At 48.1% G+C, this 397-nt stretch carries 3 tRNA genes; all 3 read right to left on the minus strand.

Annotated elements, in window-relative coordinates:
* Positions 1-35: 35 nt before the first annotated feature.
* Positions 36-111 (minus strand) — tRNA-Val (locus AB4496_RS10160).
* A gap of 32 nt (positions 112-143) precedes the next feature.
* Positions 144-219, minus strand: a tRNA-Lys gene (locus tag AB4496_RS10165).
* A 2-nt stretch (positions 220-221) separates the two neighbouring features.
* Positions 222-297 (minus strand) — tRNA-Glu (locus AB4496_RS10170).
* Positions 298-397: the final 100 nt, after the last annotated feature.

The following is a 397-nucleotide window of genomic DNA, read 5'->3' on the forward strand; positions in this document are numbered from 1 at the left end:
TTTGGATATGACTATAACTAAGAATATTTAGAGAATGGTGGGCGATACCGGGCTCGAACCAGTGACCCCCTGCTTGTAAGGCAGGTGCTCTCCCAACTGAGCTAATCGCCCACGATAGTTTTAATTCCTTCGCGGAGAAAGAATGGTGGGTCGTGCAGGATTCGAACCTGCGACCAATTGATTAAAAGTCAACTGCTCTACCAACTGAGCTAACGACCCAATGGTATCCCGTAGGGGAGTCGAACCCCTGTTACCGCCGTGAAAGGGCGGTGTCCTAGGCCTCTAGACGAACGGGACACTGGATATTGAAGAACTTGGGAGTTCTTCGTCTCTTTACTTTTCTAAACCTAATCAATCTGTGTGGACACTCATCGTGAGTATCTTCGTATAAGGAGGT

Source organism: Vibrio sp. 10N.222.46.A1 (assembly GCF_041473595.1).
GTDB lineage: Bacteria > Pseudomonadota > Gammaproteobacteria > Enterobacterales > Vibrionaceae > Vibrio > Vibrio tasmaniensis_A.